This window comes from Corticimicrobacter populi, from assembly GCF_003123725.1.
GTDB classification, from domain to species: Bacteria; Pseudomonadota; Gammaproteobacteria; order Burkholderiales; family Burkholderiaceae_B; genus Corticimicrobacter; species Corticimicrobacter populi.
This window is the reverse complement of record NZ_QETA01000005.1, coordinates 119,400-141,847: the sequence shown is the minus strand read 5'-3', so window position 1 is coordinate 141,847 and position 22,448 is coordinate 119,400. Positions and strand designations below refer to the sequence as shown.

Below are 22,448 nucleotides of genomic sequence, written 5' to 3'. Positions count from 1 at the left end.
CTATCCAATGGCTCTGATCCTGGATTTGAACAGCCTGAACGGCAGCTTTGCGAGCACCCGCAGCGCCCGCGCCACGCCATACTGGCTCGCCGCGAGGATTCGAGCTTCCTCCAGTGTGCCGGTGCAGATGTGGGTCGAAGAAACACCGCTCCCGTCGAAATCCACGGTTACAGTCTCAAGGAACCGGAAGGCCGTCTCTCTTGGAAGTCGGGTCAGCCACTCCAGATCCATTCTTATTTTGATGTCCGGAGAAAAAAGCCCATATCGCTCGAACAGGTCGCGCCTGAAAAGGGTGGCCTGGTGCGAGATATAAATGAATTCGTCCCTGCCCGGTTGCAATGAGCGTGTAGGCAGGTTGTATCCATGCTGCACGACTCGCGCATAAGAACAGATCATCGCCACCGAGGCATCCCGGGCACCGGTCAGCAACTCCAGCGACCTGTCATCCGAGAACGCATCGCCGCCATTGAGAAACTGGATCCACTCGCCAGTGGCCGCAGCCACGCCGGCATTTAGTGCATTGGAGATGCCGGGGCTTTCACTCTCCGTCCAATGTATCCGGCCATCGGCAGGCACATTGATGTCCCGGGATCTGCCGGCCAGCACCAGTATCTGCTCGTACGCCTGAAACGACTGGCCGGAGACAGATGCCAAGGTTTTCGCTAATCCCTCCGGATCATCCTTCGAAATCGTGATGATGCTGACAATCGGACTTTTCCCTGTCATGGCTGACACACCTTGAATGCTTCATACGCCCGCCGCAATCCTTCTTCCATCTCCACTTCCGGCCGCCAGCCCAGCCCCAAGAGCTTGTCGCTGTTCATCAGCTTGCGGGGAGCGCCATCGGGCCTGGTGGTATCGAAATTCAGAACGCCAACATAACCCACTACTGCGGCAATCAGTTCTGCTATCTCGCGGATAGCGTAGTCCCGGCCGCAGCCCACATTGATATGCGAGCACATCGGCTCGACAGTCGCCCGCCATTGTTCCGGCGGCAGGCTCATCACATGCACGCTGGCGGCGGCCATATCATCCACATACAGGAACTCGCGGCGCGGCGCACCGGTCCCCCAGACAACGACCTCGGCATCACCGCGCGCTTTGGCTTCGTGAAAACGGCGGATAAGCCCAGGAATCACGTGGCTGTTTTCCGGATGGTAGTTATCACCGGGACCATAGAGATTGGTAGGCATCACGCTGCGGTAATCGCGTCCATACTGGCGATTGTAGCTTTCGCAGAGCTTGATGCCGGCGATCTTGGCGATAGCATAGGGTTCATTGGTGGGTTCCAGGACACTGGTCAACAAGCTATCCTCCGCCATGGGCTGGGATGCCAGCCTTGGATAGATGCACGACGACCCCAGAAACAGCAGTTGCTGCACCCCGGCCAGATGCGCGCCATGGATGACATTGGCCTCGATCATCAGATTTTCGTAGATGAATTCGGCCGGGTAGCTATTGTTGGCAAGAATACCGCCCACCTTGGCTGCGGCCAGGTACACCAGATCGATCCGCTCCTGCCGGAAAAAGGCCCGCACCGCCGCCTGGTCGCTCAGATCCAGCTCACTGCGGTTGCGGGTGACAAGGTTGTGATAGCCTCGGGCCTGCAGCTGGCGCACGATGGCAGAACCGACCATGCCGCGATGGCCGGCGACGAAAACGCGCTCATTCAGGTCCATGGGCATATCCAATCAGCTCTCCACAGACACCACCACATCATGCCCATGCGCTTTCAGCAAGGCGTGGCACCGGGCGGTCTTCAGATCTTCGGCCACCATTTCAGCACACATTTCCTGGACGGAAATCTCCGGCACCCAACCCAGCTTTTCCCGGGCCTTGGCAGGGTCTCCCAACAGGGTTTCCACTTCGGTTGGTCGAAAATAGCGCGGATCTACCCGCACGACCACATCTCCGGGCCTGACTGCCGGGGCCGCCTCGCCCGTTACGCTCGCCACCACGGCATGCTCATCCACTCCTAGCCCCTGAAACTGCAGTACGATGCCCAACTCCTGTGCCGCCCATAGAATGAACTGGCGCACACTGTGCTGCACCCCCGTGGCAATCACGAAATCCTCAGGCTGCTCTTGTTGCAGCATCAGCCACTGCATGTGCACATAATCCCGGGCGTGGCCCCAATCGCGCAAGGCATCGAGATTGCCCATATAGAGACAGCTTTCCAATCCTTGGGCAATATTGGACAGGCCGCGGGTGATCTTGCGGGTCACGAAAGTTTCTCCGCGGCGCGGACTTTCATGATTGAAGAGGATACCATTGCACGCATAAATGCCGTAGGCCTCGCGGTAGTTCACCGTAATCCAATAAGCATACAGTTTGGCTACTGCATACGGACTACGGGGATAGAACGGCGTGGTTTCTTTCTGGGGAGTCTCCTGCACGAGACCATACAGTTCACTGGTAGAGGCCTGATAGAACCGCGTCCTCTTCTCCATGCCCAGAATGCGGATCGCCTCCAGCAAGCGCAGCGTTCCAATGGCATCGACATCCGCAGTGTATTCCGGCGACTCGAAGCTCACCGCCACATGCGATTGCGCTCCCAGATTGTATACCTCGTCCGGCTGTACCTCCTGCAATATCCGGACAAGGTTCGAGGTATCCGTGAGGTCGCCGTAGTGCAAGCGGAAACGCGCGTGCTCCACATGGGGATCCTGATAAACATGGTCGATGCGCTGTGTGTTGAAAAGCGAAGCCCGGCGCTTGATGCCGTGGACTTCATAACCTTTTTCCAGCAGAAACTCGGCCAGATAGGAGCCATCCTGGCCGGTAATGCCGGTGATGAGAGCTTTTTTCATAGTATCTTTTCCCTTTAATTATTTCTCATGCACGGCATGCATCATGGAGTAAGGCGACATTATCTTTCCGGCCTCGATGATTGCCTGAGCCCCTGGGTAAGCGGAACATTCTTGAAAAATCCAGGGAAAGACAAACAAAAGAGCACAAGCTCGGAAATCACAAACACGACACAAACCCCCAGAAGCCCAAATCTTTCCGCAAAGCAGATATTGGCCAGAATGCTGAAAACAGCAACCAGGACCCTGAAGCTCACATATTTTCCATACGCCTCGACACGCACATAAAACATCTCGACAACAACATTCGGAAATCTAAACAAAAAATAAAAGGAAGAAACACCCAGGATAATAAACGAATCCCGATATCTTTCATTGTACAGATATTCGAACGCAAAATATCCGAAAAATTGACTCCCGGCAAGGACCAGCACGCCCAGAAGAACCATGCCCCAGAAAAACCTGGCTGTATCAAAAATGCCTGCGCCCCTGGCAAATCTGGGCATATAGAGCGACCAAATCGCACCGACAAGCAACTGGCCGACCGCGATAATGTTATAAGATGTTGCATACCTGGCAAGGGCCTCTTCTCCCAAATATTTCATGACGATCACCCTGTCCGACAGGGAATACAAATAGAACGACAGGAAAGACATGAAAAAAGGAAGCCATCCTCGCCACAGCCTGAAAACAGCAATAATCTTTCCAAAGAAACCAGCCATCGCACCTGCAAGGTCAGCCACCCGCAACATCCAAAAAGAATACGAGGCAAAAACAAAAAGCGATGCAATCCCTATCGAATAGAAAAAACTATCCGTCACAAAAAAAATGGCCACCCTTGAAAATCCGGCCACAATCTTGATGCAAAAGTCGATTCTTGAGAAAACAACAAGCCGATCTTGCCTTTGATAGAAAAAAACGATCGATTTATAAATTACCGATAGTGCAAAAACCTCAGGCAAAACAATCAGGAATATTTCGATGCCGGAGCCGCTGGCCATCCCCACACAGATTGCAACCGGGAAAAAAACAATGGCTGAGAACAAAAAAAGACTCTGCACGTCTCCTTCCCGATGAAGTCCGGCCTTCCTACCAAGGAAGAAATCCTTCAAACCCAAATCCGAAAAAGCGATGGGAAAGGCAATCAGCGCCAGAACATACGAGTACCGGCCGAACAGATCTACATTCAGCTTATTTGCCAACAGCATCAAAAATACGAAATTCGTTGCCGCCGGCAACACCTGAGGCAACACGACGGTCAATACATGCAAAACACCCCTCATCATGCACGTCCGTAGGTGTCCTCGAATCGTACGATATCATCCTCGCCCAGATAACTGCCCGACTGCACCTCGATGATTTCCAGGGGAATGGCACCGGGATTGGTCAGCCTATGCACTTCCCCCAATGGAATATAAGTGCTCTGGTTTTCGGTCAATAACAGGGTTTCGCTCCCCCGAGTGATCTCGGCCGTGCCCTTGACTACGATCCAGTGCTCAGCCCTGTGATGATGCATCTGCAAACTGAGACTGGCCTTGGGCCTGACCATAATGCGCTTGACCTTGAAACGGCCGCCTTCATCAATGCTGTCGTACCACCCCCAGGGGCGATGCACCTTGCGATGAAGGCTACGCTCTTCCCGCTGCCGCAGACTGAGTTCGTCAACGATATGTTTGACCGCTTGGCTATGGGACCTTCCAGCCACCAATACGGCATCCGGGGTTTCCACCACCACCAGGTCCTCCACGCCCACCAGCGCCACAAGCCGGCTGCCTGCATGAACCAGGGTGTTGCGGCTTCCGGTCGCGAGCACGTCACCCTGATGGGCATTGCCAGCCTCATCCCTGGGCAGCGCATTCCAGACGGCATCCCATGCCCCTAAATCGCTCCAGCCAGCCGCAAGCGGCACCATGCGGATGGGAAAACCGCTGCCAGGACACTTTTCCATGACCGCATAGTCAATGGACTCACCAGGCACAGCGATAAAAGAGGCCTTGTCGGGGCGGATGAAGGCGCCATCCCGATACCTGTCCGCCCAGGCAGTTGCGGTACCCTGGGCGATATCCGGCCGAAAGGCCTCGAGGGCCGCCAGCCAGACAGAAGCCTTGAGCACGAACATGCCGGCGTTCCAATAGTAGCCGCCCTGATCCAGATAGCCCCAGGCAGTGGCAGCATCGGGTTTCTCGACGAAACGGAGAACATCCCGGATGCCCTCCCGCCCACCGTCTCCGGCCTGGATATAACCATAGCCCGTCTCGGGCCGATCCGGAACAACACCAAGCATGACGATGCTGCCGGTATCCGCTTCCCGGATGGCTGCCTGCATGGCACGCACAAAAGCGGCTTCATCGACAATCGTCTGATCGGCCGGCGTGACGACGAGGACGGGATCATGGCCCGCCTCGATCGCGAACAGCGCCGCCAAGGTCAGTGCCGGCGCAGTATTGCGGCCAGCGGGTTCCAGCAGAAAGGATGCGTCCTCCAGCCCGATTTCCCGCAGCTGTTCCTGGGCCAGGAAGCGATGTTCTTCGTTGCTGACGACACAGGGCGGCAGCGCACGGCAGCCACTGTCGTCCCGCATAGCCCGCAAGCGCTGTACAGCCTGCTGGAAAAGGCTCTCACCGCCAGTCAGGCAAAGGAATTGCTTTGGAAAACCAGCCCGGGAAAGAGGCCAGAGGCGTGTACCGGAGCCGCCGCAAAGAACGACGGGCAAAAAGGGGATGCTGAGAGTCATCGATGTCGGCCAGAGAGGAAGCGCACACTGGATTTTGCCTTGCGTTGGAACAACGATGGACCAGCCATGCACCGGGTCGCGGGGAAACTGCCAATCAGACCCGACTTGGTCGCCTCGCCCTTGTGCGGTTGGACTTTATCACAGTTCTCCCTGGTAGCATCCAAGGCATACGCCTTGTTTTTCTGGTGTCCATGGGTGCGTGAATATCAAGTCAAAACCTGTCATGCAGACTACTGCACAATCACCATCCAGCACTTTCCCAAGTCAGTACGAGCTGGGACTGTCGCAGAAAGTCAACATACAGTTCGACAGTATACGCCTGGGCCACTCAAGGGCGAGACTCTCGGTGTGGAAAGTCCCTGATAACGGAAATCTGCACAAATACCTGTTTCCAGAAGGAATACCGGGGGCCCCCATACAGGTTCACATATTGTGGAGCCCTTCGCTCCCTCTGCCGACGCCCACTGAGACAACCCGCACATACCCGGGCATTACCCTTGATAACACTTGTCGCTCCCTTGATGGAAACCGGCCGGTTACAATCCCAACCTCCAGACAACCACTAGCAGTACCGGCTCCATCGATAGCCATACCAGTATCGTCCTGCAAAAAGCCGGCGACGTCCGCAACGCGCAGACCATACTGTGCTGGAATGCCGAACCGAGCTTGCAATCCATGTGCCAGGATGGATTTCACTTTTTCCTCCTCACACATATTCCCGAATAACCTCCACCACACAATCTGCTCCGGAATGAAAAGCCTAACACCACGGCGCTTCAAACGCCTGCATGAGCAAATCCTGCTATCCAATACTTTCTCCGTGTTGCTGGGTTGGTGCTTGACAGTGGCATTTCCATACGTCCTCTTCTGGTCCTGGGCTGCACTCAAGAATCCCAACGCTGGTCAGCGCACGGCACTGATCATCACCTCCATTGCCTACCTGATCAGTCACGTCGGTTCGATACGGCTGCGCGCCATCTATCCGGGCGGCAAGTCCGCGCACTGCATCGTGCCCCAAGTGCTATTGACCTATGCCGCCTGCGCGCTGATCACGTTCACGCTCCACTTTACGGTTTCACGTTATCTTTTGTTCGCTAGCAGCATGGCCACACTGATCTGGCTGCTCATCGAATATACAATTACATATAGATACATGAAATTAAAGATTGCCGTACTTCCAGGGGGCAGATACACGGATGAAATCCTGAACATTCCGTTCATCGATGCACGTCCACTCAAGGAGCTGAACCTCGGCAGTTACCGGTATGACGGTGTTGTTGCGGATTTCAGCAAAATCGACGAAGCAACCCAGCGGTTTCTGACTGCCTGCGCACTCAATCGCACCCCGGTCTACGACTCGAAACAGATATTCGAGTCCCTGACCGGACGCGTGAAGATTCACCGCATCTCCGAAAACAACATGGGGGCCCTGCTGCCTTCCCCCGCCTACGAACACCTGAAGACCATTATCGACGTGCTGATCGTACTGGTCACTGCGCCGATCGTGCTCCTTATTGGACTGATCACGGCCACTCTGATCAGGCTGGAAAGTCCCGGCCCTGCCATCTACACCCAGACCCGCATCGGCCGCGGCAATCAGCCTTTCACGATTTATAAATTCCGCAGCATGCGCTTTGACCGTGATGCGCCCGAACAATTCGCAGGCGAGGCTGATCCCCGCATCACTCGCGTCGGCAAAGTCATACGCAAGCTGCGCATCGACGAACTTCCCCAGTTCATCAACGTACTAAAGGGCGAAATGAGCCTGATCGGCCCACGGCCGGAGCAACCATCCTTCGTGGCTGAATACGACAAGAAGATCCCCTTCTACAGCTATCGCCATATCGTCAAGCCAGGCATCAGCGGCTGGGCACAGGTGCTCCACGGCTACACAGCCACTACCGACGAAACCCAGGTCAAGATCGAGCACGACTTCTACTACATCAAGAACTGTTCGCTAGCTCTGGACCTGATCATTGCCATCCTAACGGTTAGAATCATGCTGACGGGTTTTGGGGCGCGCTAGATCCAAAAATTCATAGCCGGCAAGCCAATATCAGACTCGCCGTTCCAGATAATCCTGCCATCTATTGTGAAACGGCCAGTGGTGCACCTTGGAGTCAGTTTTGATTTTTCAAGTACTTTTACTAGAGTGAAAAAAGAGTATTTTCCGCACCGGAAAACAAAAAAAACTGGTCAAAACCAAGGATTCAGAGGAGCACACCAATGAAATCTCTAATATGCCAGAGCAACCAAAAACAAAGCAACAGGGAAAACAATGAAACGAATTGCTGGACTTGATGGAATCCGAGCCCTATCAATCATATTAGTCATCCTATCTCATGTCGCCGTATGGCCAAGAATCGGCTTGCAGAACGGACCAATATTAAACGTTCTCAGCCCTTCCAATGGGGTTGGGATATTTTTTGTTTTATCTGGATTTCTTATCACCCTTCTATTGATTGAAGAAAAACAAAAAACAGGCAAGACTGATATTTTTGCATTCTTCATGCGGCGCACTCTCAGAATTTTACCTTTATACTTCATAGCCATTACCTTTGTGCTCCTGCTTGACATAGCAGGGAAAGCAAATGTGCCAAACTGCATCTGGCCATATGCCTACACCTATACTATCAACTTCGCCCCAAGAGCATGTAACCACCAGTCCATATCACATCTTTGGTCCCTTGCCGTAGAAGAGCATTTTTATCTGGTCTGGCCGCTGGTTTTCATGCTTGGCAGAAGAATTGCCATTTTTGCAGCAGCGGCATTCGCTGCCGCTTGTATATTTTATGGCTTCTCTCCCTTCGAGAAATATGCAAGCACCCACCGACTTGTCACATGGACATTTCCTGCCGCCGCTCCTATTGCGTTCGGTTGCTTGGCAGCATTCATTCTAAACAATTCATACGTAAAAAGGATATTCACGGACAACTCAGGAGCTATTCTCCTGGCCATCTTCGCCGGGACAATCTCTCCCGCATTCCTCGCTGGAAAAACCTTGTGGATGCTATCAATAGCATCTTTGCTGGTATACATATATCACAACCAGAACTCTGTTCTTGTCCGGTTCCTGGAACTGAAGCCAATGATTGCGATTGGCATCATGAGCTATGGACTATATGTTTGGCATGGAATATTCACCGGAAACGGTCCATGGAGACAAAATGCATTTCCGTTCCCGCCTGAAATGGATTACGGGCTATGGATAAGCCTAATCGTTGCTCCAATCAGCTACCTGGCCTTTGAAAAGCCCATTCTTAGGCTTAAAAGGTTTTACAAGAGAACATAACAGGCACCGATCGCCAGAGCGGGGAAGTTGATCCGGCAAAACCTGCACAGATTGCCCAGAAAGACTTCTGCCCTGCTCCAGAACGGACGTCGCATTGTCGGCCCGCTATTCAATTCCCGGCGACCTCAATTTGAAAATCTGGGGGACAGGTCATGGCAATCCTCCCTATTTAGCGATTGCCACCGGGTGCTTACAGAGTATTCATCTCTTGCCCAAATCCTCCAACCTTAGAAGAATATTTTTTGCCATTTTCCACATATCGCGATTCTTGCACACCCAAGACTTTCCCTTTTTCCCAAGTTGGCTACGTTCCTCCAAGGACATTCCAACCAACTCTCGAGCGGCGCGTGCCAAATCCTGGCTGGAGCCCGGCTTATAAAGCAAACCAGAACCACTCATCTGTACTGCATTTCCAGGATCATCCAGGCCATATAAAACAGGCTTCTCTGCCATCATGTAATCATTGAGCTTTGTCAAGCTGGCACCATATTTATAAAGCGGAGAGCAATGCCCACCCACATATGCTATATCTATCAGTTTGAGGAAGGATGCCACCTGGCTCTTGTGGATAGGATCAAAAAAAATCACCCTCTCCCCAAAACAGGCGGCCCTTTCCTCCAGGTTTTCCTTATCAGCACCTGAGCCCACTATACAAATATTAATATTTTCAGGTAAATACTCAAGGGCGTCTATCAAAACATCCATTGCATTTGCACGCCCCAGGGACCCCGTATAACCAATAATGATTCCCCCCTTATCCCTAATTTTCCCAATCACAGACAGGAAATTATCCGGAAGGGGCTTCTCTACCGTCTCATCCGAACCAAATCCATTATAGACAGGCAGAAATCTATCCTCTGGAAGCCCCCTACCCTTCAGATACTGATGCGCATAAGCCTGCACCGCAATTACAAGATCTGCCTTGCGGCATGCAAAATCCTCTGCCGCCTGCATCAAGAGAATAAAAGGATGGTTTTTCCGATACCCGCCTAGCATTATCGGTGTCAATGGCCACAAATCCCGGATATCGTATACAAAGAAAGCCCCGCATCTTTTCGCCAGGAAATATCCGGGATAAACTGAAAACGGGTGCGGGGAAGAGCAGACAACGACATCCACACCTCGCCACTTCCAGAGCTCGAAGAAACAATGTAGTGTAAAAGCAAGCATTCCCCAAACTCGTCCCATATTGCTGGCTCCACCATATTTCGGCCCCCACAGCCAGCGATATTCAATTCCGTCAATGGTTTCCTCAAGAACACGTCCTTTCATATCAGGCTGCGATGCCCTGTAATGGGAGTATGCCGAGGCAACGATAGTCACCCTGCAACCTTGTTTTACCCATTCACGCGCCATCATATAGTTCCGCAAAACCATTCCATGCCTGGGCGAACCTGCAAACGGTGAAACTATGACAATATGCTTTTTCATAATATATTTACGTCAAAGCGTATACACGTCGAGTTTTTGGCAGGCGTTCCAATAATTGCACCAAAAAGCCAAAGCAGCAATATCGAAAGACAGTATTTTCATGGAAACTAGACATTTATCGAAAGCAAGGAGTCATAAAAGGAAAGCAGCTTTTTTGCCTCGACATCCCAGTTGTAATGATCACGAATAGCTCGCTGTCCATTTCGTCCCATACGCTCGGCATCTTCCGGATGCATGAAAAAATAGTCGATGGCATCGGCAACCTCTTGAGGATGAAGCGGATCGACACACAATCCGCATTGGTTTTCCTCCACAATTCTCCGCCACAACTCAAAATTGGAAGCAATCACTGGAATACCTGCACTCATGTATTCAAACATCTTGACTGGCAATGCATCCAAATAATTGACCACAGGATGCAATGTCACGACACCAGCAACAGATTCCTGAAGTAGTGTGCGAACCCCCACCCGGTCAAGAAAGCCCCGATCATCCACCCGTGCCCAGCCAGCTGCATTTTCAAGCTCACGTTTGAAATCGGCCTCAGGGCATGTCCCGCCCAATCCCAGCGTTACATCCGAACGAACAAGCCCCATCGCCCGGACCAATTCCAAGATGCCCCGAATACGGGAAATTCCCCCCACATATGCCACTTGTGGACGTTTTCTTGACCAATCAATCTCCTCTGTAACCAGTTCACCCAGCATAGGAAAATTATTGACATCAACCGTATTTCGGTTAATTTCAAGAAATTTGTCTCGAATAAAAGGGGTAGCCGCAATCACTCCATCAAACTTCCTGCAAGTCCGATTCTCATAGACAGAAAACAACTCGGACAATAACCAGCGAGAAGCTGCATTCAGATATGGTTTCCCCAGCAATTGTTTGGGGACATCCTCATGGGCATCGAACACTACCTTTTTGCCACGCTTCTTAAGTTCTAGGCCAATCGGTAGCAGTTCCGGATCATGGAGTTGGTAAACAATCGCATCGATTGCAACGGCCTTGGCGAGCACTCTTTTTGTCGTATTACGCATTCGGTCCAGACGTCCGGCTGAAGCACCTACGTCGTAAAAACGCACGCCATCCCGAGTTTCATCTCCCTTGCCATCGGCAACTACCAGCGCGGTTTCAAATCCAGCCTTGGCCAGCGATCGGCATTGTTTTAGAAAAATACGGGTATCGTACCGGGGATGAGCGGAAGTAAGGTGGCAGATTTTCATGAAAGTCGTATCCGTCCAGAAGCCATATTCAGAATCACGACAGCATCCTGTTCCATTACGAATAAACCTTTATATTGCGCCCAAGCATCCGGGCCACAATTGATTGCACACGCTTGAGAAAACGATATCGTCCAGTCCAATTCGGAAAATCAGTATAGTGATGAACAGGCGCATTCATCAACTCCTCGAATTTTTCCCTGGATATCCTGAGCTTTTTACAAAAATAGGAAATATCAATTTCAAGCTCATCTGGATCGTAGAGTGGCTCAGAAAGCTTTTTCTCCGCCTCTTCACGTGACATCTGACCAGAAACAATCAGACTCGAAAAGTGAGGACGTCGCTTATCGTAGCCAAACTTATTTGGAAGATAATAATTTTGAAACAACTTCGTGAAGAGGGATTCTCCGTGCTTGCGCGCATACGGCTTATAACCAACAGTCCGCTCGAGTTCATCCAGAGCTTTAGCCTTGTCATATGGCATGTAATTCAGCGGACGCACTGTACGCATTTTTTTGATGAACGGATACCATATATAGCAATCAAAAAAACCAATGGTTCTATAGTTCCGTAACGGACGTTCACCAAATTTTTTATGGATAGCTTTTAGATTGATGGCATCCATTGCACTGCCATGCCAGGATTTAGGAAATATGCTCTCGGTTGAGATATTGCCACCAGACAGGATATAACGAATCCCGTTTTTTGTTGCAAAATGATATAAGCTAGCGAAGAATATGTGATCTTGGGGAACATCCTGATTTGCGATACCTGCACGCAAGTATGCCAGGTGGAGATCCCTCATTTCCTCCCAATCAACGACATGAGTGTGCAAGTCATACTTACAGTGCTTGACAACGGCTTCTATATTGGCAACAGCAAGTTCACTATTCCAGCCTGCATCGACATGCACGACAAGCGGGCGCAAGCCCCATTCGTGTACTTTTATCGCCAGATAGGAACTATCAACTCCCCCACTCAATCCAAGTATGCAATCATACTCATGCCCGCGCCCTGCCACTTTGATCTGTTCGACTGTTTTGGCCCACCGTTCCTTACCCTCTTCGTTTGGAAACCATGTAGGCCGGGTAATCGTATCAAATCCAAGGCAGTGGTTACACACCCCATTTTCATCAAATGTGATCTCAGGATCAGATGTATCCATAACGCACCTGGAACAAATTTTGTATTCAGAATTCATTTTTTCATGATAACTCATATAAGTGTCTCGATCTCATTTGAAAATCATCACAGCAGTACATCATTGACCAATCAGTCTGATTTTCATGTTTTTATCTTCCACTCTGGAAAACATCAAAAGCAAAATAAGAAATCCAATTCCAGATGACACCAAAGCAGTGCTTGCCGCTTGCTCCGTCAGCAGAATTGCGTATGACAATCCAACGTACAAAACAGCAGGGTTACGGCTAGAAAGATATACAGCATCAAGTAGTGAGAAAACAAGTGCAACCAGAATTATTGTCCCTCCATACATGACGACACCACCGGCCGCAAGCTGATGGACAAAGGTGTTTGTATTGGCATTAAGACCTGGCGCCCCGAGAAACCACTCACCAACAAGAAAAGTAATTGGTTCAACGCTCTCCACCCCGTCCAGCATCGACCACGAGTAAAAAATATCTACATTCATAAACTCGAAGTAAGCGGAAACAATGTATGACGAAACGCCAAACGCCCTGCGAATAAAATAATCGCCAATCTGAGAGAAACCAAAAAAAACATACTCAACAAAGAAAGCGAGAAACATGAACACTAGCAAAAAGCAGACTATTTTCCCTGCCATGTATATCTTTTCAAACCTGGCCGCATAGCCAATTATATATGCGAGAACAATGAAAAGCAGAGGTGCCTTCAATCCCAGAAGGTAGAAATAGCCGATCCCGCAAGCCATGGCAAACATGAGCAGCCAACTTCTTTTCCTCCAGCCGGCTACAAAAGCCAGGAACGGGGCAAATCCATTCACAATGGCTGAATTCAGATAGGCTGCCACCGATCCCACGGTAAAAATTTCCCGCCCTTCGAGGCGACGATCATATGCACTCGCAAGATCAAAACCAGCGGAACCGGGGGGATTGGCAAGAGCGTAAATCAGCCCAAAAATACAGAGCAGAAAGAGCAGGCCAACCACCGTCCTAGAATCAATAAATTTAAGCATCCCAACTCTTGGCGTCAGAGCAGAAACAAGGCGCACAATCATTACCGGGAGAGACAATACAAAGAAATAGAGAAAAAAATCCTCCAACGCTACATGACCGCGAATTGGATAAAGCACCATATACGGCAGCAGGACAAAAATCACATAGATCAAGCCAAAGAAATCCGACGGCCGATAAATCACTAATGGCATCAGAAGACCAGAAAAGACCAGGGCAACTGCCACGGAAAACAGATATTCGAAATCAATAGGGAATGAAACATACCCCATATACGCATTTGTTTCGGCGATCTGCAACTTGTAGGCCATGGCGATACAAACGGCCAAGATAAATACCCAGCAGATACGCCCTAATAGGAACCGAAGAGACGGAACTGAGTTTTCCATCAAATAGACTCGATATTCTTTGGATAGTTGATCAGTACAGCCCGGTGTTTACCGTGAAATACGAACATACTGCCTGCCGCGACTGCGGACGCACCACCTTCGCGAACCGCCTCTCGCAGGTGCTCCTCTGTCCCCGCACCACCGCAAGCTACGACCGGCGTATTCACTTTCTGTGTGACATTCCGGATGAGTGCTATATCGTAGCCGGCCATCATGCCATCGCGATCCACGCTGTTAATAAAAATCTCACCAGCCCCCGCTTCCGCTAGGTTCCGGATATGTTCATCCAGACCAACTCTGGCTTCAGACGTCGCCGATTTCGTGACAACTCGATATCCTCCAAGCAAGGTTTTCCTGACATCCACAGCTCCGACTACAGCCTGGCTGCCAAATATGTCGGCAGCAGCGCGAATGACATCGGTCGACTCGACTGCCGCCGTGTTGATCACCACTTTTTCAATGCCTGAACGGATCAGCTTCCGAATCTGATCGAGAGTTCGGACACCTCCGCCATAAGCCATCGGCATAAATGCCTCGCCAGCCATTTCCGCAATCAGTTCATAATTAGGGGCACGGCCGTCGCGGGACGCATCGATATCGAGCACTACGATTTCGTCCACTTCCTTCTCGCTGAAGATGCGAACCGCATTGACGGGGTCGCCGATGTATACGGGATCCTTGAATTTCCTTGTTTTGACTAGGCCATTGCCACGAAGAAGCAGGCAGGGAATGATACGGGTGCGATACATTCAATTCCCCTTTGCAAATGCAGCCAGAAGCTGCTTGCCAAAACGATGACTCTTTTCGGGATGAAACTGCACGCCAGCAATATTGCCGCTAGATACTCCGGAAGCGAACTCGATGCCGTAAGTCGACCGCAGGAGAATGGCGGATGGATCAGCAGGTTCCATGTAGTAGCTGTGCACAAAATAGAATCGCGTCTCTGCGTCCATGTCCTGGGTAAGATAGTTGCCCTCGCTCATGGGAACTACCTGATTCCAGCCCATATGAGGAACGCGCAGGCCGGGTTGATCCGGAAAACGGCGAACCCGCATATCGAGCCAGCCCAATCCTGGTTCCATGCCTTCGGCACTTTCATAGCCCAGCATCTGTGCTCCCACGCAAATACCCAGAAGCGGCACTTTCTGGTCAAGAACCCTGTGCTCGAGAACAGGAATCAGACCACTTGCACGAAGGTTCTTCATGCAGGCGTCGAAAGAACCATTGCCTGGCAGGATGATACGTTCAGCTTGCTCCACATCATCTACCCGGGACGTTACCTGGCATCGTACGCCGATCCGCCTCAGCATATTCGTCACAGCGGCTATATTGCCGATATCGTAATCGATGATTGCGATCATCTTCTTTCTCCAAGACTAAACCGATACGACATCGCAAGATAGATGACGTAAAGCAGGCTGTAACCAGCGCTATAAACCTGCAGCGCTTGTTCATAGCCGTGCAGGATGGAAAGACTTAGATAGGTCATGGCAAGCAAGACAATCTGCCAGAAAAGATCCACATGCTGCTTGCCGGCGATATAGACCATATAGCTGAGTGGACTAGCCATAAAGCGCAGCGCAAAAAGGGGCAGCAACCATACAGCGATCGTACCCGCGCCGCGCCAGCTTTCACCGAAAGCGAATGCAAAAGCCGACTCGCTGAATATTGCCATCACAGAACAAAACAACAGCGAACCAATGGCCAGCACCGTGAACGTCCGGATATATTCGTCTCGGCATTCTCCCCGTTTCCGGAAACTTTCAGCTGCATGACGTTTGAAAACATCCAGTACTGCTTTTCCCAAAAGTCCGATTGGTGCACCCAGTATTCGAAAGGTCATTGCCAACAAACCAGCCGTCTCTGTGCCAAATCTTGCTGCGACTATCACAACAGGCAACTGTGCTGACGCCGCACTAATTGCATCAGCCGGCAAAGAAAACATCGGAAACTTTTTCTGACGCACCCAGAATTTTTTACTTGCCGGCCAGAGATGCTGCCATTTCAACGAAACCTTAAAGGGCATCAGTTTCGCCGATATCAACCCGCCCAGCATCACTCCAATAGCATAAGCCCCAACCAAAGCATCACTTGTGGCAAGGAACATACCTGCAGAAATTTGAAGCAAGGTGATCCCTGCGGCTTGCACGATACGCATAATTGATAAAAATGCATAGCTACCTTCTGCAGCGGCCCAAGACTGCCATATTTGGGAAACAGACAAAGCCAAAGCCGCCGGAACCAAAAGCAATACAGACAGAAGTGAAAACTCTCCCAACCATGCCGGCATCAGAAATGCAATGGCCCCAACAATCAACGCCGAAGCCATTGTCAACATCAAAGTCACAATCAAGGCAGCCAGAACTGCCTGTTGTCGTGGATTACCATCATCTTCAAGCGCCAATGCCGTCTCAAAGCGTGCCGTGAGAACAACACTCAGAAAGGTCACAACTCCAAGCCAGACAGAGAACGCACCAAATTCGTCAGGCAAATACTGGCGTGCGATAACCAACGAACCCACGATGGGAATCATTTGGGCCATCAGTGTACCCATGAAAACTGAAGTTACACTGCGCCAGTAACTGCTCATGAGATCACCAATGACCTGTTCAAATACCTGAAGGTAGTGCAGCCCTCAAAGCCTGCAGCACAATTGTCTGATCTTCTGGCCCAAGGTAAGGTCCCATCGGCAAGCTAATCACCCGTTCTGCGACTGCATCACCAACAGCCAGCACGACCGCGGCATCCTGAACTGCAGGCTGCTTATTAAGCGGGATAGGGTAATGCACGGCTGTCGGCACTCCCGCTTCCTGCAGCTTCTTCTGCACACCGGGACGATCATCCACCTGAATCGTATATTGTGCATAGACGCTGACTTGCTCAGCCATCACCTGTGGCCCCGAAGTGATCCCCATGGCCAACAGTCCGGCATCATACCTGGCGGCCACCTCTTGGCGCAGCCGAATCTCATCGTCCAGAATTTCCAGCTTGGGCAGCAATATCGCTGCCTGCAAGGTGTCCAGGCGACTATTCACGCCGACACGTATGTGATGGTAGCGCCGATCCTGTCCATGTCGGGCGATCTGACGAATCACCTTGGCAAGGGTTTCATCATTTGTGAAGATGGCACCACCATCCCCATAGCCTCCCAACGGCTTGCTGGGGAAAAAACTAGTGCATGCGATTTCGCTGAGATTGCAGGATTTTCTGCCTTTGTAGACAGCACCAAGACTTTGTGCTGCATCCTCTATCACGGGGATTCCGTGTCTGGCCGCTACCGCATTGATGGCGTCAAAGTCAGCGCACTGTCCATACAGCGAAACGGGAATGATAGCCTTGGTGCGAGGCGTAATTGCAGCCTCCAGCAAGGCTGGGTCCAGGTTGTAGGTTCTTGGGTCAATATCGACATAGACAGGTTTGGCCCCCAGCAGCGCTACCGTCTCCGCAGTAGCGATGTATGTAAATCCTGGGGTGATGACCTCATCCCCCGGGCCGATACCCAACGCCATCTGTGCAATCTGCAAGGCATCAGTCCCGTTTGCGCAACTGATGCAATACTTTGCTCCGACATAATCAGCAAGCCGCTCCTCCAGCTCGGCAACCTCGGGGCCCAGAATGTACTGTCCGTGCGCCAGTACTGCCTGAATATTTTTGTCGATCTTATGTTTTATTCTTTGCTGCTGCGCAGCCAAATCCATAAACGGAATCATATAAGGAACCAAATAAAATATTAGTGAAAATCAATCATTCCTGCGCGACAGACATATAGGGAATTATCGAAATTCCTTATGTTGTAACGAGCACCATTCATCCTTGAAAAAATCAGCATCTTTCGCCCCACCATTCTTGGATAAATATTTCTCCCATCAAGGAAACAGCCATCAAGATTCAGATTCGAGTAATAGCTATCAGCATTGAAAAATACAAAATCAAGATTTTCATTTATATTTACATCCGTATTGTAATAAGGAGCCGCCACATCCCTTTCATACACAACATGAAACGAGGCACAACTTTCAGAGCTTCCCTCCACCAGCAAAACTTTGTTTTCCTGGCTGAAAACATCTGTTTCCGCCTTCAAAAATGCAGCCTCATCAAAAAAACTGGTGCCCACCAGTATTCGTGAATCTTTTTTGGCGATGGCAGTAGGTCGATTGTAAAAAGCACCTTCTACCAAGTAACCCAAGTCGCACTCCCACTTTTTTTCCCATGTCTTCAGGCCAAACGATGCGACATGGAAATCACGCATGCTTTGATCGCTATATCGATGCAAGGCATACGCCACAAGCATTTCATCATCAGCAATGAACGGAATTGCAGCATAGACAACTTCACCGTCTCTCGACTCCATCAATATTCTTTTTTCAGAAAAACCATCGGATGCTCGATAGGCCACAAGATCGCCACCCATTTTCCCTGCCGGCTGCTCCCTGGAAAAAAGAATGATTTCCCCCTTAATATCAAACAAGGCAGGATATGTATAGCTTCCTTTCAAAATTGTATGTTCAGCCCCATCCATACTCATATCATCTATCACATACAAGTGCATGTCGGTACCGTGGTATGCCGTAGCATACAGAATCCTGTTCCCACCCATGGAAATAATGGCGGGTGCGGCATGGTCATCCGAGAACCCCCCAGAAGCCTTTACCTCTTCATAATAGTCGTGAACCAGCAGCCGTTTTCCACTACCGATTTCTTCAAGCCAATTCTTTCCTGTACTATCCAGATAGGCCAGATACTCACCCTGTTCATTTTTTGCATAAACCGGAGCATTATAGAAAAGCAGACTACCATCTCGCGACACCTCGGCAACGCCATGAAAAAGTCGCAACAAATAAAACAATGAAATAAAAAATACTGTCGCCAGAATATAGGCAAACAATTTTTTCCCGGAAAAACTCTTACTCATAATACTCAGATATCTCAGTCATCATTTTTTTTATGAAGAGAATTACCCTTCAAAAGATAACGATCACCTGTATGTTGGCAGACTGCGTATTCTTCGCCTGTCAAGGGCAGTTCCAGACGTTCGCCGTACTCACTCATCCAACCAATTTGCCTGGCAGGCACCCCTACCATCAATGCATAGGCCGGCACATCCTTGTTGACCACTGCGCCTGCCCCCACAAAGGCATATTCGCCAACAGTTACGCCACACACAATCGTGCAATTGGCCCCCAGCGTAGCCCCCTTTCTGACTACGGTATCCCGATACTCACTCTTACGCTCGATCAGCGAGCGTGGATTGTAAACATTGGTGAAAACCATGCTGGGACCACAAAACACACCTTCTTCCAGTACGACATTATCGTAAACAGATACGTTATTCTGAATCTTGCAATGGTCACCTATGACCACTTTGTTGCCGACAAAAACGTTCTGTCCGAGAGACACACCCTTGCCGATACGCGCACCGCCGCATACATGTACAAAATGCCAGATACGGGAACCATCGCCAATTTGCGCTCCCTCATCAACAATGGCGCTTTCGTGCTGGGAGTAGTTCATAACAAAATCCTATTTTTTGCCTGTATTAACGGACAGGCTGGTCAATATATTTTCCAACTCTCGCGCGTACTCGTGCGCACCAACTTCGTTCAAGTGATGGCTGTCCATATAAATCATGCTCTCTTTATAGAAGGGAGGCGTCCGCAATAGATCAAGGCCAGCAACGTCAACGAATACTGCATTTCCATACTTTTCTACAATTGCCTTGACTGCATTGTCGCTATCGACAGTCGACAGCAGACGAACATGACCTGGGGGCAGCCCCAACTCGGCAAAGCGATGCATACGAATCACATTCGAATCCAGCATCGGCACCTGCCCAAGCACAATAACGCGAGCCCCTCGCAACTGCATCGCGGACAAAAACCCTTCCAATGCCAGGATAAAGTCCGGGCTTTCCATCTGGTATTGCCACATGGCTGCCAGTATTATGATGTCGCTAGAGGCAACCAGCGCTCTAGCATAGGCAATCTGATCCATGCATGCCTGTCGAGCCCATGCCGGCAAGCGATCGACATCAAAATGATCTATGGGCACACAACTGCTACCTGTCACCAACTTGAAGGATTGGTGTCGAGTCCTACCCAACGCATCAAAGGCAAGATTCAATTGTGCCGCATGCGAATCCCCAATGACCAGTGCCCAAGGCTGTTCTTTGACATCGCCCTGCAGACAATCACCAACCACTTGACCATGGCAAATCTTGGCACTATCTGCATAACGGGTACGCTCTACGGGCAAAGGAACGACAACTCCCGCATTCAGGCCCACACTCTGAACTTGAAAACCAGCGACAACCGCAAGCGTAACCAGCAGCCCTCCAAGGAATACTCTGTCGTTACCATGTCGCCTGAAAAATTTTTCAATGCAAAGATAGGAAAAAACAGCCAATCCAAGCGCTGACACAACATAGACCAGCAACCAGGTGATACTCAATTCGTATTGCTGAATGTAGTAACGCATAAATGCCAGAATCGGCCAATGCCAGAGATACAACGAGTAAGAGATGGCCCCTATACCCACCATACAGCGACTTGAAAGCATTCGATTCAAGCTTGCATCACGTGCAGCGATAATCAGAAGGGTGCCCATGCATGGCAACAACACCCATACGCCCGGAAAATTTGTTTCGGGGATAAAAAAGACACCTAGCAACAGCAGCGCTGCGCCGGAAATGCTGGCTGCCTCAGCTTGCAGTCTAGACAGGGGTGGCAGAGGATAGGCAGCCAGCAAGATTCCGAAACCGAACTCCGCAGAGCGGGCCAGAAAGGAAAAATACATGGAGTCATGATTGCCGCTCTGATATTCCGACCACCCGATAGCGGCGACAATGAGCACAAGCACGACATACCGCAATGCGGCACGTGGAAGTAAAACCAATAGCAAAGGCAGTACCAGATAGAACTGCATTTCGATCGCCAGGGACCACGTATGCAGCAACGGAAGCTCATATGCGCTTGGAGAAAAATAATTTCCGAAGCTCGCAAAATAATTATTGCTATTGAAGAGCAATGCATTTTTCAGACTGGCACTGAAAAAATTGAAATCCTGAGGAGTCAACAGGATAACAGCAATCAAAGCAACAACAGCCAGCATGAACAGGTAAGCCGGCACGATCCTCCTGAGTCGCCCCAGGAAGAATCCGCGCCAATCAAAATGCCCCTGCCGGCCCAGGATGAGCCTGGAGACAATGAAACCCGAAATGACAAAAAATATATCAACACCAATGAAACCGGCAGGTAACCACGATCCATTGGCGTGAAAAACCATCACGGCCAATACGGCAACAGCCCGTAGTCCTTGTATATCCTGCCGGAAATCCGGGCGAACAGTATGTGCGCACATGAATGGCGAAGTCAGGTATTTATCGCCATTAACGTTTCAAAAATGGATGGTAATCACCCGTCAGAGGAGTCAGTTGTGCATCACGGATACGGGAAACCGTACTAATTGCAACTCGATTTTCCTCTAGACCAAAACCTCGCCCAGCCAATATTTCCTGATAGCTGCGAGTGTGCAGATCCGTGAAGCCACCGGAAAATTCGATCTCTTCGCCATCTACGGTAATGGACCGGAACGTACGCTGACCAGCATCACGCTGCGCCTGCGGCACATCCTCGATATCAACCGACAAGAACCAACGGACCCGGGCCTTTTCGTATTCAAGATACCCGGCGGCCTTGGTATCCGATGACAAATGCACGACATTGTCCTGCAGGTCACCAAAAATGAAATGCAACATATCGAAGAAATGCACACCGATATTGGTGGCAATACCACCCGATTTTTTTATATCACCCTTCCACGATTGCAGATACCAGTGTCCTCGCGACGTGATGTAGGTCAGGTCGACATCATATTTTGTATCCTTGCTCTCAGACTGCACCTTTTCCTTCAATGCCATAATCGCAGGATGTACGCGCAATTGCAGAATGGTATTGACGCGACGTCCCGTATCCTTTTCGATATCCAGCAAGCCATCGATATTCCAGGGATTCAGAACCAATGGCTTTTCGCATATAGCATCCGCTCCAGAGCGAAGAGCAAAGCGCATATGCGAATCGTGTAGATAGTTAGGCGAGCAGATAGCCATATAATCCACCTTGCGCGTATCGGCTGCGCGCTGCAATTTATCCACATATCGATCAAATCGCTCAAATTCGGTAAAAAACTCCGCATCAGGGAAATGGCTGTCAATGATTCCAACCGAATCATTTGGATCAAAGGCTGCAACCAGCACATTGCCGGTATCTTTGACTGCCTTCATATGGCGGGGTGCAATATACCCAGCTGCTCCGATCAATGCAAAATTTTTCATTTTATTTTCCAATACACGCTCAAAAAAAACACTGAATAGTAATTTATTCAGCCGCAGGACAATAATTCAGGA

Annotated in this window: 19 protein-coding genes; 2 read left to right on the top strand and 17 right to left on the bottom strand. The window is 50.3% G+C overall.

The annotated features are described in order from the left end of the window. From DD235_RS12430 to DD235_RS12410, 5 genes are read right to left on the bottom strand one after another with little or no spacing between them, the layout of a single operon-like run. Complete coding sequence (locus tag DD235_RS12430) at positions 1–726, bottom strand: glycosyltransferase (protein WP_109062419.1); 726 nt, start codon at positions 724–726, stop codon at positions 1–3. Next, positions 723–1,679: a GDP-L-fucose synthase gene (fcl, locus tag DD235_RS12425; RefSeq protein ID WP_109062538.1), complete on the bottom strand. Its 957-nt coding sequence runs from the start codon at positions 1,677–1,679 to the stop codon at positions 723–725. The genes DD235_RS12430 and fcl overlap by 4 nt, the downstream gene beginning before the upstream one ends. 12 nt (positions 1,680–1,691) lie before the next feature. After that, the gene (gmd, locus tag DD235_RS12420; protein ID WP_109062418.1) at positions 1,692–2,810 is read right to left on the bottom strand and encodes a GDP-mannose 4,6-dehydratase; all 1,119 of its coding nucleotides are present in this window, start codon (positions 2,808–2,810) and stop codon (positions 1,692–1,694) included. Positions 2,811–2,869: 59 nt separating this feature from the next. Further along, positions 2,870–4,093, bottom strand: a complete 1,224-nt coding sequence (locus DD235_RS12415; protein ID WP_146193510.1) for a lipopolysaccharide biosynthesis protein — start codon at positions 4,091–4,093, stop codon at positions 2,870–2,872. After that, positions 4,090–5,541 (bottom strand): mannose-1-phosphate guanylyltransferase/mannose-6-phosphate isomerase, encoded by a 1,452-nt coding sequence (locus tag DD235_RS12410; protein WP_109062416.1) that lies wholly within the window; start codon positions 5,539–5,541, stop codon positions 4,090–4,092. Before DD235_RS12410 ends, DD235_RS12415 begins: the two co-directional genes overlap by 4 nt. Positions 5,542–6,226: 685 nt before the next feature. On the opposite strand from DD235_RS12410, the gene DD235_RS12405 reads away from it, so the two are divergent. After that, positions 6,227–7,567 (top strand): sugar transferase, encoded by a 1,341-nt coding sequence (locus tag DD235_RS12405; RefSeq protein ID WP_162300489.1) that lies wholly within the window; start codon positions 6,227–6,229, stop codon positions 7,565–7,567. A 252-nt stretch (positions 7,568–7,819) separates the two neighbouring features. Beyond that, positions 7,820–8,833 carry an acyltransferase family protein gene (locus DD235_RS12400; protein WP_109062414.1) on the top strand — a complete coding sequence of 338 codons (1,014 nt, stop codon included), beginning with the start codon at positions 7,820–7,822 and terminating at the stop codon, positions 8,831–8,833. 201 nt (positions 8,834–9,034) lie between these two features. Here DD235_RS12400 and DD235_RS12395 read toward each other — a convergent pair whose 3' ends face one another. The 12 genes from DD235_RS12395 to DD235_RS12340 all read right to left on the bottom strand — a co-directional run bounded on the left by DD235_RS12395 (position 9,035) and on the right by DD235_RS12340 (position 22,376). Continuing rightward, on the bottom strand, positions 9,035–10,264 hold the full coding sequence (locus DD235_RS12395) for a glycosyltransferase family 4 protein (protein ID WP_109062413.1): 1,230 nt from the start codon (positions 10,262–10,264) through the stop codon (positions 9,035–9,037). Between the two features lie 107 nt (positions 10,265–10,371). Then, a complete protein-coding gene (locus DD235_RS12390; protein ID WP_109062412.1) occupies positions 10,372–11,487 on the bottom strand; it encodes a glycosyltransferase family 4 protein in 1,116 nt (371 codons plus the stop codon). A gap of 55 nt (positions 11,488–11,542) precedes the next feature. Next, positions 11,543–12,685 (bottom strand): N-acetyl sugar amidotransferase, encoded by a 1,143-nt coding sequence (locus tag DD235_RS12385; RefSeq protein ID WP_109062411.1) that lies wholly within the window; start codon positions 12,683–12,685, stop codon positions 11,543–11,545. 60 nt (positions 12,686–12,745) lie between these two features. Beyond that, positions 12,746–13,969 (bottom strand): hypothetical protein, encoded by a 1,224-nt coding sequence (locus tag DD235_RS12380; protein WP_146193506.1) that lies wholly within the window; start codon positions 13,967–13,969, stop codon positions 12,746–12,748. A gap of 77 nt (positions 13,970–14,046) precedes the next feature. Continuing rightward, positions 14,047–14,796, bottom strand: a complete 750-nt coding sequence (locus DD235_RS12375) for an AglZ/HisF2 family acetamidino modification protein (protein WP_109062409.1) — start codon at positions 14,794–14,796, stop codon at positions 14,047–14,049. Beyond that, on the bottom strand, positions 14,797–15,408 hold the full coding sequence (gene hisH / locus DD235_RS12370; RefSeq protein ID WP_109062408.1) for an imidazole glycerol phosphate synthase subunit HisH: 612 nt from the start codon (positions 15,406–15,408) through the stop codon (positions 14,797–14,799). Beyond that, a complete protein-coding gene (locus DD235_RS12365) occupies positions 15,405–16,637 on the bottom strand; it encodes a lipopolysaccharide biosynthesis protein (RefSeq protein ID WP_109062407.1) in 1,233 nt (410 codons plus the stop codon). The genes hisH and DD235_RS12365 overlap by 4 nt, the downstream gene beginning before the upstream one ends. A 19-nt stretch (positions 16,638–16,656) precedes the next feature. After that, a complete protein-coding gene (locus DD235_RS12360) occupies positions 16,657–17,757 on the bottom strand; it encodes a DegT/DnrJ/EryC1/StrS family aminotransferase (RefSeq protein ID WP_109062406.1) in 1,101 nt (366 codons plus the stop codon). A 20-nt stretch (positions 17,758–17,777) separates the two neighbouring features. Further along, positions 17,778–18,959, bottom strand: coding sequence for a hypothetical protein (locus DD235_RS12355; protein ID WP_109062405.1), 1,182 nt, complete (start codon positions 18,957–18,959; stop codon positions 17,778–17,780). A 14-nt stretch (positions 18,960–18,973) separates the two neighbouring features. Further along, positions 18,974–19,558, bottom strand: a complete 585-nt coding sequence (gene wbpD / locus DD235_RS12350) for a UDP-2-acetamido-3-amino-2,3-dideoxy-D-glucuronate N-acetyltransferase (RefSeq protein ID WP_109062404.1) — start codon at positions 19,556–19,558, stop codon at positions 18,974–18,976. Positions 19,559–19,567: 9 nt separating this feature from the next. Beyond that, the gene (locus tag DD235_RS12345; protein ID WP_109062403.1) at positions 19,568–21,403 is read right to left on the bottom strand and encodes an acyltransferase family protein; all 1,836 of its coding nucleotides are present in this window, start codon (positions 21,401–21,403) and stop codon (positions 19,568–19,570) included. A 28-nt stretch (positions 21,404–21,431) separates the two neighbouring features. Further along, positions 21,432–22,376 carry a Gfo/Idh/MocA family oxidoreductase gene (locus DD235_RS12340; RefSeq protein ID WP_109062402.1) on the bottom strand — a complete coding sequence of 315 codons (945 nt, stop codon included), beginning with the start codon at positions 22,374–22,376 and terminating at the stop codon, positions 21,432–21,434. Between the last annotated feature and the right edge of the window lie 72 nt (positions 22,377–22,448).

Excerpts from the sequence above, each read along its gene's own strand:
- DD235_RS12430 (WP_109062419.1), bottom strand. The coding sequence starts at position 726 with ATGACAGGGAAAAGTCCGATTGTCAGCATCATCACGATTTCGAAGGAT.
- fcl (WP_109062538.1), bottom strand. The coding sequence starts at position 1,679 with ATGGACCTGAATGAGCGCGTTTTCGTCGCCGGCCATCGCGGCATGGTC.
- gmd (WP_109062418.1), bottom strand. The coding sequence starts at position 2,810 with ATGAAAAAAGCTCTCATCACCGGCATTACCGGCCAGGATGGCTCCTAT.
- DD235_RS12415 (WP_146193510.1), bottom strand. The coding sequence starts at position 4,093 with ATGATGAGGGGTGTTTTGCATGTATTGACCGTCGTGTTGCCTCAGGTG.
- DD235_RS12410 (WP_109062416.1), bottom strand. The coding sequence starts at position 5,541 with ATGACTCTCAGCATCCCCTTTTTGCCCGTCGTTCTTTGCGGCGGCTCC.
- DD235_RS12405 (WP_162300489.1), top strand. The coding sequence starts at position 6,227 with ATGGATTTCACTTTTTCCTCCTCACACATATTCCCGAATAACCTCCAC.
- DD235_RS12400 (WP_109062414.1), top strand. The coding sequence starts at position 7,820 with ATGAAACGAATTGCTGGACTTGATGGAATCCGAGCCCTATCAATCATA.
- DD235_RS12395 (WP_109062413.1), bottom strand. The coding sequence starts at position 10,264 with ATGAAAAAGCATATTGTCATAGTTTCACCGTTTGCAGGTTCGCCCAGG.
- DD235_RS12390 (WP_109062412.1), bottom strand. The coding sequence starts at position 11,487 with ATGAAAATCTGCCACCTTACTTCCGCTCATCCCCGGTACGATACCCGT.
- DD235_RS12385 (WP_109062411.1), bottom strand. The coding sequence starts at position 12,685 with ATGAATTCTGAATACAAAATTTGTTCCAGGTGCGTTATGGATACATCT.
- DD235_RS12380 (WP_146193506.1), bottom strand. The coding sequence starts at position 13,969 with ATGGCCTACAAGTTGCAGATCGCCGAAACAAATGCGTATATGGGGTAT.
- DD235_RS12375 (WP_109062409.1), bottom strand. The coding sequence starts at position 14,796 with ATGTATCGCACCCGTATCATTCCCTGCCTGCTTCTTCGTGGCAATGGC.
- hisH (WP_109062408.1), bottom strand. The coding sequence starts at position 15,408 with ATGATCGCAATCATCGATTACGATATCGGCAATATAGCCGCTGTGACG.
- DD235_RS12365 (WP_109062407.1), bottom strand. The coding sequence starts at position 16,637 with ATGAGCAGTTACTGGCGCAGTGTAACTTCAGTTTTCATGGGTACACTG.
- DD235_RS12360 (WP_109062406.1), bottom strand. The coding sequence starts at position 17,757 with ATGATTCCGTTTATGGATTTGGCTGCGCAGCAGCAAAGAATAAAACAT.
- DD235_RS12355 (WP_109062405.1), bottom strand. The coding sequence starts at position 18,959 with ATGAGTAAGAGTTTTTCCGGGAAAAAATTGTTTGCCTATATTCTGGCG.
- wbpD (WP_109062404.1), bottom strand. The coding sequence starts at position 19,558 with ATGAACTACTCCCAGCACGAAAGCGCCATTGTTGATGAGGGAGCGCAA.
- DD235_RS12345 (WP_109062403.1), bottom strand. The coding sequence starts at position 21,403 with ATGTGCGCACATACTGTTCGCCCGGATTTCCGGCAGGATATACAAGGA.
- DD235_RS12340 (WP_109062402.1), bottom strand. The coding sequence starts at position 22,376 with ATGAAAAATTTTGCATTGATCGGAGCAGCTGGGTATATTGCACCCCGC.